This is a genomic window from Nocardia sp. FBN12, assembly GCF_054031145.1.
Window position 1 is genome coordinate 3117157 of record NZ_CM132926.1, and the last position, 12658, is coordinate 3129814.

General features: G+C 67.7%; 11 protein-coding genes. 4 read left to right on the top strand and 7 right to left on the bottom strand.

Annotated elements, in window-relative coordinates; genetic code table 11:
- Positions 1-8 precede the first annotated feature (8 nt).
- The 6 genes from ACWZHB_RS15080 to ACWZHB_RS15105 are packed head-to-tail and all read right to left on the bottom strand — an operon-like array spanning position 9 to position 5921.
- Positions 9-773, bottom strand: coding sequence for an ABC transporter permease (locus tag ACWZHB_RS15080; RefSeq protein WP_427908568.1), 765 nt, complete (start codon positions 771-773; stop codon positions 9-11).
- Positions 770-1603 carry an ABC transporter ATP-binding protein gene (locus ACWZHB_RS15085; protein WP_427908569.1) on the bottom strand — a complete coding sequence of 278 codons (834 nt, stop codon included), beginning with the start codon at positions 1601-1603 and terminating at the stop codon, positions 770-772. The genes ACWZHB_RS15080 and ACWZHB_RS15085 overlap by 4 nt, the downstream gene beginning before the upstream one ends.
- A gap of 50 nt (positions 1604-1653) precedes the next feature.
- Positions 1654-2595, bottom strand: a complete 942-nt coding sequence (locus ACWZHB_RS15090) for an ABC transporter permease (protein ID WP_427908570.1) — start codon at positions 2593-2595, stop codon at positions 1654-1656.
- Positions 2592-3635 (bottom strand): TIGR03842 family LLM class F420-dependent oxidoreductase, encoded by a 1044-nt coding sequence (locus ACWZHB_RS15095; protein ID WP_427908571.1) that lies wholly within the window; start codon positions 3633-3635, stop codon positions 2592-2594. The genes ACWZHB_RS15090 and ACWZHB_RS15095 overlap by 4 nt, the downstream gene beginning before the upstream one ends.
- Positions 3636-3663: 28 nt before the next feature.
- On the bottom strand, positions 3664-5082 hold the full coding sequence (gene hydA, locus ACWZHB_RS15100; RefSeq protein WP_427908572.1) for a dihydropyrimidinase: 1419 nt from the start codon (positions 5080-5082) through the stop codon (positions 3664-3666).
- Positions 5082-5921, bottom strand: coding sequence for a nitrilase-related carbon-nitrogen hydrolase (locus ACWZHB_RS15105; RefSeq protein ID WP_427908573.1), 840 nt, complete (start codon positions 5919-5921; stop codon positions 5082-5084). Before ACWZHB_RS15105 ends, hydA begins: the two co-directional genes overlap by 1 nt.
- Before the next feature lie 123 nt (positions 5922-6044).
- On the opposite strand from ACWZHB_RS15105, the gene ACWZHB_RS15110 reads away from it, so the two are divergent.
- The 3 genes from ACWZHB_RS15110 (at position 6045) to ACWZHB_RS15120 (ending at position 9769) form a co-directional block, all read left to right on the top strand.
- Positions 6045-7442 (top strand): aminotransferase class I/II-fold pyridoxal phosphate-dependent enzyme, encoded by a 1398-nt coding sequence (locus ACWZHB_RS15110; protein WP_427908574.1) that lies wholly within the window; start codon positions 6045-6047, stop codon positions 7440-7442.
- A gap of 342 nt (positions 7443-7784) precedes the next feature.
- Complete coding sequence (locus ACWZHB_RS15115; protein WP_427908575.1) at positions 7785-8909, top strand: methyltransferase; 1125 nt, start codon at positions 7785-7787, stop codon at positions 8907-8909.
- 179 nt (positions 8910-9088) lie between these two features.
- A complete protein-coding gene (locus ACWZHB_RS15120) occupies positions 9089-9769 on the top strand; it encodes a peptidylprolyl isomerase (protein ID WP_427908576.1) in 681 nt (226 codons plus the stop codon).
- Positions 9770-10061: 292 nt separating this feature from the next.
- Here the strand turns inward: ACWZHB_RS15120 and arc are convergent, their stop codons facing one another.
- On the bottom strand, positions 10062-11822 hold the full coding sequence (gene arc, locus ACWZHB_RS15125) for a proteasome ATPase (protein WP_427908577.1): 1761 nt from the start codon (positions 11820-11822) through the stop codon (positions 10062-10064).
- Positions 11823-12010: 188 nt separating this feature from the next.
- Between arc and ACWZHB_RS15130 the strand changes: the two genes are divergently transcribed.
- Positions 12011-12538 carry a hypothetical protein gene (locus ACWZHB_RS15130; RefSeq protein ID WP_427908578.1) on the top strand — a complete coding sequence of 176 codons (528 nt, stop codon included), beginning with the start codon at positions 12011-12013 and terminating at the stop codon, positions 12536-12538.
- Positions 12539-12658 lie beyond the last annotated feature (120 nt).

Sequence of the window (12658 nt, forward strand, 5' to 3'; positions counted from 1 at the left end):
GATCTCCCTCATCGGATCGTGGACAGCAGTGGGGTTCGGGGTCGGCGGGTGAGTTGTTCGAGGAGCAGCACGGCGGCCAGGAACACGAGGCCGACGCACATCGCGCCGACGACGTAAGCCCAGGCCCGCGGATAGGCGGTATTGGCCGCGGCGGAGGTGATCCGGCTGCCCAGTCCGTTCTGCAGGCCGCCGAAGTACTCGGCGATGATGGCGGCGATGACCGCGCCGGGTGCCGCGATCCGCAGGCCGGTGAACAGGTGCGGCAGCGCGGCGGGCAGGCGGACGGTGCGGGTGATCTGCCAGCCCGACGCGGCATAGGACGTCATCAGGTCGGCCTGCACCTTGGGCACCTGACGCAACCCGCGCGCGGTGCTCACGAAGACCGGGAAGAACACGACGATGGTGACGACGAGCCGTCGCGGTGTCTCCGTGGTGGTCGAGTACATCGAGTTCAGCAGCGGTGCCAGCGCCACGATCGGCACCGCCGCGGCCGCCGCGGCCAGCGGGGTGAGCAGCCCGTCGATCAGCCCGAAACGCACCGCCAGCACGGCGGCGGCCAGGCCGAGCACTGTCCCGGCGACGAACCCGATCAGCGCGTTCGCGCCGGTGGCGAGGGAGGCGTCCAGGATCCGGCCCGCGTTCTCGCCGAACTGGGCGGCGATCGCACTGGGCGCGGGTAACAGGAACGAGGGCACGCCGGCGACCACGGTGAGTACCTGCCACAGCGCGAGCACGACGACACCGACCAGTAAGGGTGGCAACCAGGTCCTCATCGCAGATCCCGTCCGGCTACCGCGGCGTCGTCGTGCTCGCCGCGCAGCGCCGCGCGGACCGCGGCGACCGCGGCGAAGAACTCGGCGGAGGCCCGGACATCGGTGCCCGTCGTGCGATCCCAGCCGCCGGTCGGCACGATGCCGCTGATCCGGCCGGGTCGCGCGGAGAGCACCACCACCCGGTCCGACAGGTACACCGCTTCGGGAATCGAGTGGGTGACGAACACGACGGCCGCGCCGGTCTCCCCCGCGATCCGCAGCAACTCGCCCTGCATGCGTTCCCTGGTCATCTCGTCGAGCGCACCGAACGGTTCGTCCATCAGCAGCAGCGACGGTCGGCGGGCCAGCGCGCGGGCGATGGCGACGCGTTGTTGCATGCCGCCGGACAGTTCGGCCGGGTACCGGTCGGCGAATTCGCTGAGCCCGGCCATCGCGAGCAGTTCGGCGCTGCGCGCTGCGCGCTGTGCTCTCGGCACCTTGTGCAGTTCGAGCGGCAGTTCGACATTGGCTGCGACAGTGCGCCATTCGAGCAGACCGGCTTGCTGGAACGCGATGCCGTAGTCCTGATCGATCCTGGCCTGCCGCGCGGGCTTGCCGTGCACGGTGACGGAACCGCTGCTCGGCGTCTCGAGGTCGGCGATGATCCGCAGCAGGGTCGACTTACCGCAACCGGAAGGCCCGATGAGGGAGACGAATTCGCCGGCCGCGACGGTGAGGGAGACGTCGGAGAGCGCCGTCACCGCACCGGCGGCGAAGATCTTGCCGAGGTGGCTCAGCTCGACCGCGGCCGGCGACACCGGACTGCCGGGTTCGGTGACTGTGGTGGTCATGGGTACTTCTTCCTGAAACGTTGTGATGGAGAGTGTTTCGGCGGCGGTCATCAGCCCTCGCTCGACGCGCCGGTGCCCGGCGGGTGGCTGTACCGGCGTAGCGCCAGCTCCACCAGGCCGACCAGCGCGGTGAGGACGAGGCCGAGTAGCGCGGCGGCCAGGACGGCGGCGTAGAGCCGGGCCGCGTCGCCGGTGGCCTGCTGGGAGAACACGATGATCTGTCGTCCGATCCCGCCCGCGGTGCCGGTGGAGATCTCGGCGACGACCGCGCCGATCACCGCGGCGGCGGCAGCCAAGCGCAGCGCGGGGATCAGCGACGGGACCGAAGCGGGAAAACGCAAGCGCGTCACCGTCGCCCACCAACCGGCCGAACAGCTGCGCATCAATTCGACCGAGGCCGCCGACGGTGCCTGCAGGCCGCGCAACATCCCGATGGCGATGGGAAAGAAGGCGAGGTAGGCCGCGATCACGACGATGCTCATCCACGGCCGCCACGGCTCACCGCCGATGGACAGCTTGCCGCCCCACGCCGCCACCAGCGGTGCGAGCGCGATCAGCGGCACCGTTTGCGAGAGCACCACGTACGGCAGCAGCCCGCGTTCCAGCCAGCCGAACCGCTGCATCGCCACCGCCAGCGCCACACCGACCACGGCGCCGAGTACCAGCGCGAGCAACGACAGGCCGAGCGTGAACATCCCGGTGCGCAAGAGTGTTTCACCGACAGTGCCCTTGCCGTCCGGCTCACCGAGCACGGTGAACACCGCCCAGACATGCGGGAGCGCGCCATCGCTGGTTCGCGGGAGAACCCGGGTGCCGCCGATGCTGACACCGTCGGCGGGCACCAGTACCTTCACCAGCTCCCAGATCACCGCGACGAGCACGAACGCGCCCACCGCGTAGGCCGCCCGCAACACCCGGGTGCGGGCCGCGGTGGCCGCTCGAAGCTTCGGTGGGACCACCGCAGTGGCCGGATCGATGGTCGCCGTGGTCACGAGTGATCTACTTCCTGGGTAGCGGTGACCGGCTGATGCAATCGCGGCAGGATCTGCTCGCCGTACGCCTCGAGGGTGGCCGTCTTGGCATCGTGCTGCAGATACACCGCGAACTGGTCGACGCCGAGTTCTTCGAGCTCCCACAGGCGGGCGAGGTGTTCGTCGGGTGTCCCGATCAGGCAGAACCGGTCGACGATCTCATCGGGCACGAAATCGGCGTGCGTATTGCCCGCGCGCCCGTGCTGGTTGTAGTCGTAGCCCTGCCTGCCCGCGATGTAGTCGGTGAGAGCCGCCGGAACATCGCCGCCCGCACCATATTTCGCGACGATGTCGGCCACGTGGTTACCGACCATGCCGCCGAACCACCGACACTGATCGCGGGCGTGTTCCAGCGCGTCGGCCGATCCATCGGTGACGTAGGCGGGCGCGGCGACACAGATCTGCACCGACAGCGGATCACGCCCCGCCGCCGCGGCCGCCGCACGCACCTTCGCGATGGTCCACGCGGTGATGTCGGGGTCGGCGAGCTGCAGGATGAACCCGTCGGCGACCTGCCCGGTGAGCTCGAGCGCCTTCGGCCCGTACCCGGCCACCCACACCTCGAGCCGCGAGTCCGCGGCCCAGGGGAAACGCACCTCGGTGTCACCGACGAGGGCGCTACGGCCGTTGCCGAGTTCCCTGATCACCTCGACCGATTCGCGCAGGGTGGCCAGGGTGGTCGGCTTGCCGCCGAGGGTGCGGATCGCCGAGTCGCCGCGGCCGATGCCGCACACCGTGCGGTTGCCGAACATCTCGTTGAGCGTGGCGAAGGTGGACGCGGTCACCGTCTGGTCCCGGGTGGCCGGGTTGGTGACCATGGGCCCGACGATCACCTTGCGGGTGGCAGCCAGGATCTGGCTGTAGATCACATAGGGCTCCTGCCAGAGCAGGTGCGAGTCGAAGGTCCATACATGCGAGAACCCATGGGTCTCGGCCACTCTGGCCAGTTCGATCACCCGCGAGGCGGGTGGTGTGCACTGCAGGACCACACCGATGTCCATGGGCACTCTCCGTTCGAGAATCGGGGTTCTACAGAAGGTTCTGCGAGAGGCCGCGCCGAATGAACCGGCCGTGCCCGGCGCGACCGTGATAAGCGCCGTCGTCGACGATCACCGTGCCGCGCGACAGCACCGTGTCGACGTGACCGTCGATCTCGAAGCCCTCCCACGCGGAGTGATCCATGTTCATGTGGTGGGCCTTACCGAGCCCGATGCTGGTGTGCCCGTTGGGGTCGTAGATCACGACATCGGCATCGGCACCTGGGCTGATCACGCCCTTGCGCGGATACATGCCGAACATCCGCGCCGGGGTGGTGCAGCACACCTCCACCCAGCGTTCGAGGGAGATCCGCCCGTCCTTGACGCCCTGGAACAGCAGATCCATCCGGTGCTCGACACCGCCGATCCCGTTGGGGATCTTGCTGAAATCGCCGATGCCCAGCTCCTTCTGGTCCTTCATGCAGAACGGGCAGTGGTCGGTGCTCACCGCGGTGACATCACGGGTGCGGATGAAACGCCACAGCTCGTCCTGATGGCCCTCGGCGCGCGAACGCAACGGCGTGGAGCAGACCCACTTGGCACCTTCGAAACCCGGTGCGCCCAACTGTTCTTCGAGCGAGAGGTACAGGTACTGCGGGCAGGTCTCGGCGAAGACGTTCTGCCCGTTGCCCCGCGCCGTCGCGATCTGTTCCATCGCCTGCTTGGCCGATACGTGCACCACATACAGCGGCGCACCGGTCAACTGCGCCAACATGATCGCGCGATGGGTGGCCTCCTCCTCCATCTGCCACGGACGGCTGGTGCCGTGGAAATAGGGCGAGGTGTCGCCGCGTGCGATGGCCTGTTCGACGAGGACGTCGATCGCGATGCCGTTCTCCGCGTGCATCATCATCAGCGCGCCCAGGTCACCCGCGGACTGCATCGCGCGCAGGATCTGGCCGTCATCGGAGTAGAAGACGCCCGGGTAGGCCATGAACAGTTTGAAGCTCGTAACGCCTTCACTGACGAGTTCGCTCATCCCCTTCAGCGATTCGTCGTTGACGTCGCCGATGATCTGGTGGAATCCGTAGTCGATCGCGCACTGCCCGGCCGCCTTGCCGTGCCATTCGGCGAGGGTGTCCTGCACCCGCTGGCCCGGTTTCTGCACGGCGAAGTCGACGATCGTGGTGGTGCCGCCCCAGGCCGCGGCCCTGGTGCCGGTTTCGAAGGTGTCACTGGCCTCGGTGCCGCCGAACGGCAACTGCATGTGCGTGTGCCCGTCGACACCGCCGGGGATCACGTACTTGCCGGTCGCGTCGATCACCCGGTCGGCGTCGGCGGCCAGATCGGTGCCGAGTGCGGTCGAACCCGGTTGCAGCACAGCGACAATCGTCTCGTCGGAGATCAACACGTCGAGCAGCTGGGACCCGGTGGCGCTCACCACCGTCCCGCCGTGGATGAAGGTGCGCATCAGGGGTTCACCAACGATCCGTAGGCGTCCGGACGACGGTCGCGATAGAACGCCCACCGCTCACGAACGATCTTGATCAGCTCCATATCAAGATCACGAACAACCAATTCCGGCGACGTATCGGACGCGACCTCCCCGACGAATTTCCCCTCGGGGTCGACGAAATAGCTCGTGCCGTAGAAGTCGTCGTCGCCGTATTCGCTTTCGATGCCGACCCGGTTGATCGCGCCGACGTAATACTCGTTGGCCACCGCCGAGGCCGGCTGCTCGAGTTTCCACAGATAACTGGAAAGCCCCCTCGACGTCGCCGAGGGATTGAACACGATTTCCGCACCGGCCAATCCGAGCGCCCGCCAGCCCTCCGGGAAATGGCGGTCGTAACAGATGTAGATACCCACCTTGCCGACCGCGGTGTCGAATACCGGCCAGCCCAGATTGCCCGGCCGGAAGTAGAACTTTTCCCAGAATCCGGCCACCTGCGGGATATGGTGTTTGCGGTATTTACCCAGGTAGGAGCCATCGGCGTCGATCACCGCCGCCGTGTTGTAGAGCAGGCCGTCCATCTCACGCTCGTACACCGGCAACACGATCACCATGTTCAGCTCGGCGGCCAGCGCGGCGAACCGCTCGGTCGTCGGGCCCGGCACCGATTCGGCGTACTCGTAGAACTTGGTGTCCTGTAGCTGGCAGAAATACGGGCCGTAGAACAACTCCTGGAAGCAGATCACCTGCGCGCCCTGCGCCGCCGCCTCCCGTGCGTAGTCCTCGTGAACCTTGATCATTGATTCTTTGTCGCCGGTCCAGGTGGTCTGAACGAGCGCCGCTCTAACGATTCCCATGCTTTGTTATACTGCACCTACAACTGATTCCGTTGTGTTACAAGAGTGCGGAAACAGTTTCGGTGCCGTAAACCTTGGCGGCGCCCCCCGGATCGGCCGCGGACAACCCCGCAGAATGGGTCCATGACCGAAGCCTCGCCGACCGCACTGCCCGCGGACTTCGCCGGGGACCTCGACGAACGAACCGCAGCCGGCATCGCCGCCGCCATCGGACGTCGAATCCGCTCGGGCGCACTGGCTCCCGGCACCCGGCTGCCCACCGTGCGTGAGGTGGCCCGCGAACTCCGGGTCTCCCCCGCGACCGTCAGCCAGGCATGGCGGGCGCTGGCCGCGACGGGTGCGATCACCGCGCGCGGGCGGGCCGGCACCTTCGTCGGTGCGTTGCCGGAAGCGCCGGTCGGCCGATACCAGCGCCTGCACTCCCACTCCGACAACGCTTTTCGCATCGATCTGTCCCGCGGCACCCCGGATCCCTCACTGCTTCCCGATCTGGCCGCCGCGCTGCACGCACTCTCCCGCGACACCGCGCCGGGCGACCTGTCGGCGCACTACCTCGGCGAGGCGGTGCTGCCCGCGCTCGCCGACATCCTGCGGGCCGACTGGCCTTGGCCGAGTGAGCGACTCACGGTCCTCGACGGCGCGCTGGACGCGGTCGATCGACTGCTCGCCGCGCATGTGCGGTTCGGCGACCCAGTGATCGTCGAGGACCCTTGTTTTCCGCCGTTCCTCGACCTGCTGGCGCGGCTCGGCGCCCGCGCGATACCAGTATCCCTTGACGAATCCGGTTTCCGCCCAGCGGAATTCGCACGGGCATTCGACGGGCCCGCGCCCCGGGCGGTCATCCTGCAGCCGCGCGCGAACAACCCGACCGGTGCCTCGCTCACCGCGACCAGGGTCCGCGAGCTGGCCGCCGTGCTCGACGCGCATCCCGCGCTGATCGTCGAGGACGACCATTCCGCCGGCATCGCCACCACCCCGCTGCGATCCCTCGCTGCCCGCTTCCCCGACCGCGGCGTCTACATCCGCTCCTACTCCAAGTCCCACGGCGCCGACCTGCGATTGGCCGTCGCGGGTGGTCCGGCGTCGTTGCTCGACCCGGTGGTCGAACGCCGCATGCTCGGCCCCGGCTGGTCGAGTCGGCTGTTGCAGCGGGTCCTGCTGACCATGCTGCGCGACGGCGACGCGTGCGCCACCGTCGCGGGTGCGCGCCTGGAATACCGTCGCCGCGCCATGGCGTTGCGCCGCGCGCTCGCGGTCCACGGGGTCACCCTCGCCACCGGCGACGGCATCAACCTGTGGCTGCCCGTCGACGACGAGAACGCCGCCATGATCAGCCTCGCCGCCGCGGGCATCAAGGCCGCTCCGGGCGGACCGTTCGAGGTGAGCCCGAACCCACCCCGCGACCACCTACGCCTCACCCTGGGCGCGCTCGACGCCACCACGGACCTGCCTTGGCTCGCCGCGGAACTCGCCGCCGCCACGACCGCCACCCCCACCTACCGACGCATTCGCCGGACCTGACACCCGCCCCCGACAGTCCGGGCCGCACGGCGCCTGCCGATCCCGGCCACACAGCACCTCCCGATCCGGGCCACACAGCACCTCCCGATCCGGGCCACACAGCACCTCCCGATCCGGGCCGCACGGCGCCTGCCGATCCGGGCTGCACAGCACCTCCCGATCCGGGCCACGCGGCACCTCCCGATCCGGGCTGCACGACTGTGCCGAGCTGCGACGACCCGGACGACGCCGACCTCGGCCGATGCGGCAGAATCGAAGCTCACCCCTCTCGGACAGGCAGCGGCGACACCGCCGTCTCGCCGTAGCGACCGCCATCAGCACCGCCGACCACCGGGAGCAGCCGTGTCCACCATCGCCTGGACCGAAGACACCACCGCGCGATCCGCGGTCTGGCATTCGGAGAACGGCGCGCCCGCACCGGCGAGGCTCACCACCGCCGACGACAGCCTCTCGGCCGATCACGCCTTCCGCCGGATCAAGGCAGGCGAAGCGCTGCTGTGGCGGGGCGACTACAACAACGGCCGTCAACTGCTGTCCGCGCTGGGCCGCCGAGCCGACCGGGTGCGGACCGCGCAGCCACGCGCGGCCCGTGGTCTCGGCGCTCTCTATGAATACGAGCGGACGAAGAGGCGCACGCGCGCAGGCATTCTCGGCAGTGTGCTGGTCGAACTCGACGCGAACAACGACCTCGATCTGCGTCGCGCACCCGATGTCCGGGCGGCCTGCGAGGCGGCCTATGGGCCGGCGGACAGGCCACGGGTGGTCGCGTTCACCGAACTGCTCGGCGTCCTGAGCGCCTACCGCTGGCAGGAACAGGGCGTCGAGGTGCCCGCGCTCGGCGCCCGGGTCTATCCGACGTACGGCGTATTCTCGCCCACCCGAAGCGAATACGTGGATCTCGTCGCCGAGGCGCCCCTTGGTCCCGAGGTGCGTTCGGCCTTCGATCTCGGCACCGGCACCGGCGTGCTGGCCGCGCTGCTCGCCAAGCGCGGTGTCGCTGAAGTCGTCGCCACCGACATCAACCCGCGAGCACTGCGCTGCGCCGCGGACAATGCCCGGCGCCTCGGTTACGCGAAGGTGATCACCGTGGCAGGGCCGACGCTCTACCCGCCGGGCCGCGCCGATCTCGTGGTGTGCAACCCACCCTGGCTGCCAGGCGTCCCCACCTCGGATCTGGAACGTGGTGTCTACGACCAGGATCAGTCGATGCTCACCGAGTTCATTCGCGACCTCGGCGCCCACCTCACCCCCGGCGGCGAGGGTTGGCTGGTCCTCTCAGACCTGGCCGAACTGCTCGGCATGCGCCCTGCCGACCACATCCCGAACCTCGTGGACAAGGCGGGACTACGGGTTGTCGACACCCTCACCACTCGCCCGCGCCACCCACGCGCCACCGACCGTGACGACCCACTCGCGGCTGCCCGTACGGCGGAGACCACCACACTCTGGCGGCTTCGCCTGCCCTAGACGCGTCCGATCACGCCACCGTTCTCCCGCCGCAGACCGGCTCGAACGGCCGTGGTTCTGTGTCGATCACACGACCAGCCGACCGGATCCGGTGGTCTCTCCCCACGAGGACGGGTGCGGCTGGCAGGATGCGCGGTACATCGTCCGGTAGCACCCGTTTTCGAGGAGATCCCGCCAAGGTGACCAGCATTTCGCAGGACCGTCCCTTCATTCGCGCGCTCGTCGGCGTCGGCATCGCCGCGGCCGCCCTGGTCGCGCTGGCACCCGCCGCGCAGACCGCGCCGAAGCACCAGGCCGTGATCCCCGGCTGTGCACCGGCCGTGGCGGGTCAGCCCAACGGCAAGCAGTGGCCCACCGAGCCCGCGCTCACCATCGACACCTCCGCGAGCCACACCGCCACCCTCGAAACGACCTGCGGCACAGTCTCGATCGCGCTCGACGCCGCGGCGGCCCCGCGCACGGTGAACTCGTTCGCGTTCCTGGCAGGCGAGGGCTACTTCGACCACACCCGCTGCCACCGGCTCACCACGCAGGGCATCTTCGTACTCCAGTGCGGCGACCCGACCGCCACCGGGATGGGCGGCCCCGGCTACAAGTTCAGCGACGAGAACCTCGCGGGCGCGGTCTACCCGGCGGGCACGGTCGCGATGGCCAACGCGGGCCCCGGCACCAACGGCAGCCAGTTCTTCCTGGTCTACCGCGACACCCAGCTGCCCCCGAACTACACCCCCTTCGGCACCATCACCGAGGGCATGGACGCGCTGACCAACGTCGCGAACGCGGGCGTGGCAGGCGGCGGCGCCGACGGCACCCCCGTAGCGGACGTCGTCTTCAACGCTGTGACCACCGCACATGGCTGATCAACGACCGAGGGCCGCGTCTCCCGGCTGGGAGACGCGGCCCTCGTCGTACGACTGGGGGTCAGCCTGCGCTGATCGAGCTGAACAGGTTCTGGATGGTCTGCAGGATGATCTCGGTCAGCAATTCCGCGGCGGAACCGGCCATGTCAACGCTCCTCGTTGGTCCTCATCAGGTGAAACGAACAAGTGAAGCGTGCCCTATTCACTTGGTTCCGCGCAGCGTTTTCGGTGAAAAAGTGAACAGAAGCACGAAGGCCGCGCCCCATCGGGACGCGGCCTCCGCAACTGGCGACTACAGGTACTGACCGGTGTTGGACTCGGTGTCGATCGCCCGGCTGGCCGAGGCGTTCTTGCCAGTGACGAGCGTACGGATGTAGACGATCCGCTCGCCCTTCTTGCCCGAGATCCTGGCCCAGTCATCGGGATTGGTGGTGTTGGGCAGGTCCTCGTTCTCGGCGAACTCGTCGACGATCGAGTCGAACAGGTGCTGGATCCGCAGACCCGGGTTACCCGTGTCGAGCACCGACTTGATCGCGTACTTCTTCGCCCGGTCGACGATGTTCTGGATCATCGCGCCGGAGTTGAAGTCCTTGAAGTACAGGACTTCCTTGTCACCGTTGGCGTAGGTGACCTCGAGGAAACGGTTGTCGTCGCTCTCGGCGTACATCCGCTCGACGACCTTCTCGATCATCGCCTCGACGCACGCCTGCTTGTCGCCGTCGAACTCGCGCAGATCGCTCTCGTGCAGCGGCAGCGTCTCGGTGAGGTACTTCGAGAAGATGTCCTGCGCCGACTCCGCGTCGGGCCGCTCGATCTTGATCTTCACATCGAGACGACCGGGCCGCAGGATCGCGGGATCGATCATGTCCTCGCGATTGGACGCACCGATCACGATGACGTTCTCGAGCCCTTCCACACCGTCGATCTCCGAAAGCAGCTGCGGCACAACGGTGGTCTCCACATCGGAGGAGACACCGGAGCCACGGGTGCGGAAGATCGAGTCCATCTCGTCGAAGAACACGATCACCGGCGTGCCCTCGGAGGCCTTCTCACGCGCCCGCTGGAAGATGATCCGGATGTGGCGCTCGGTCTCGCCGACGAACTTGTTGAGCAGCTCGGGGCCCTTGATGTTGAGGAAGAACGACTTGGCTTCCTTGGCATCCTGACCACGGGATTCGGCGATCTTCTTGGCGAGGGAGTTGGCCACCGCCTTGGCGATCAGCGTCTTACCGCACCCGGGCGGACCGTAGAGCAGCACACCCTTGGGCGGGCGAAGCGCGTACTCGCGGAACAGATCCTTGTGCAGGAACGGCAGTTCCACGGCGTCGCGGATCTGCTCGATCTGTCGGCCGAGACCACCGATGTCGGTGTAGTCGACGTCGGGAACCTCTTCCAGCACAAGGTCTTCGACCTCGGCCTTGGGGACCCGCTCGAACGCGAAGCCCGCTTTGGAGTCCACCAGCAGCGAATCACCGGGGCGCAGTTTGCGAATCGGCTGATCGGGGTCTGCCATATCGTCGTATTCGGCGATCTTGGACAGCGGGCCGGACAGCCACACCACGCGCTCTTCGTCGGCGTGGCCGACCACGAGCGCGCGCCTGCCGTCGTCGAGAATCTCACGCAGCGTGCCGATTTCGCCGATGGCGTCGAAATTTCCGGCCTCGACGACGGTGAGTGCCTCGTTGAGGCGAACGGTCTGGCCGTATTCCAGTGCGTCGGCGTCGATATTGGGCGAGCAGGTGAGGCGCATCTTGCGACCGGAGGTGAAGACGTCGACCGTCTGATCCTCGTAGGCGTGGATGACGATGCCGTAGCCGCTCGGCGGCTGGCCGAGGCGATCGACTTCCTCGCGCAACGCGATCAGCTGCTGGCGCGCTTCTTTGAGCGTGTCCATCAACTTGCCGTTGCGGATGGTCAGCGAATCGATCCTGGCTTCCAATTCGCGTGCGCGATCCGGCGAATCGGCGAGTTGCCTGCGAAGAGCAGCCGACTCGGCGCGTACCGCCTCGAGCTCTCGCCAGGCCGCCGAATCCGAATTCTCGTTGGGGCTCATGATGCTGCTCCTCCCAGTCCCGGTCTATCAACGCTACCGGGCGCGGTCCGTTCTCGCTTTCCGACATGGTTTCGTCGTGATCACATCTTGTACGGTCGGTACGACATCAACCACATAATCACACCTGTTAGGCTCCCCTAACACCCCGTACGGGGCACTCGCCCACCGAGTCGAAAGGTTTGCTGAGCATGCACCTTCCTCCCCGCACGATCCGTGTCACCGTCGCCACCGCCGCCGCGGCGCTCGCCGTCACCGTCGGACTGACCGGTTGCGGTTCCGACGATTCCTCGACGAATGCCACCACGAGCAGTACCAGCATCTCGGCCGCTCCGTCCAGCGTTTCGGGAACTCCGACTCCTTCCGGTGACAACACCGCGGCCCCCACCGCCGATTCCCTGAAGGCGACGCTGATCGAGTTCGCCGATCCCGGCGTATCCACCGACGACAAGGCGAAACTGATCGTCGGCGGCGACGCGCACAAGTCCAACATCGACCAGATGAACGGCATGCTCGCCGGCTACACCCTGACTTTCGCGGTCGACAACGTCGCCACCAGCGGTAACACCGCCACCGCCGATGTGACGATCACCTCCCCGCACGGCACGGCCCCGTCGTTCCCGATGACCTGGGAGCAGGATGGTGGCAGCTGGAAGATGTCGAACACGAGCGGCTGCCTGTTGCTCGGCTTCGCGCAAGCTCCCTGCACGCCCGCCTGACGGATCGGCCTCGTCTGAACGGTCCGCGAGTACCGCCGGAGCCGGAGAGCCGCTCTGCGGGGCACGGAGCCCACCAAGATCACCGCTGTACCTCCTCGACCACCGTTGCGCCGCGGGCGG